Source organism: Citrobacter sp. VF227 (genome assembly GCF_052950715.1).
This window is the reverse complement of record NZ_JBRFVF010000380.1, coordinates 1-472: the sequence shown is the minus strand read 5'-3', so window position 1 is coordinate 472 and position 472 is coordinate 1. Positions and strand designations below refer to the sequence as shown.

The following is a 472-nucleotide window of genomic DNA, read 5'->3' as shown; positions in this document are numbered from 1 at the left end:
CGCCCGAGGGGTGGACGAAGTCGGTTGGTGCGCTACTGAGCCGTCGCATTCGGGCGATTTTTCGGCGGTGTTGCGGCAGAGCCACGGCCGCGCTTGTCCCGCCCGGTCCCGCCGCGCGGCTTGAGACACCGGGGGGCGCCCGCTATAAGCCCGGCGCCGAAGCGAAATCCTCGCTGCCGCGGCGGGTCCGGATCGCCGGCGCGCCGCAGATCTTTTCCACAGACAGACCGGACGCACCATGGCCACCGAGCGCACCTTCTCGATCCTGAAGCCCGACGCGACGCGGCGGAACCTGACCGGCGCGGTCAACGCGGTCATCGAGGAGGCCGGCCTGCGCATCGTCGGCCAGCGCCGCATCCGCATGACCAAGGAGCAGGCCGAGAAGTTCTACGAGGTGCACAAGGAGCGCCCGTTCTTCGGCGAGCTCGTGACCTTCATGACCTCCGGCCCGGTGGTGGTTCAGGTCCTCGAG

General features: G+C 69.5%; 1 protein-coding gene. It reads left to right on the top strand.

The genetic code is table 11. The features are described from left to right. Nucleotides 1–238 precede the first annotated feature (238 nt). On the top strand, nt 239–472 hold a 234-nt coding region (locus ACU8YC_RS26860), incomplete at its 3' end, for a nucleoside-diphosphate kinase (RefSeq protein ID WP_446896237.1).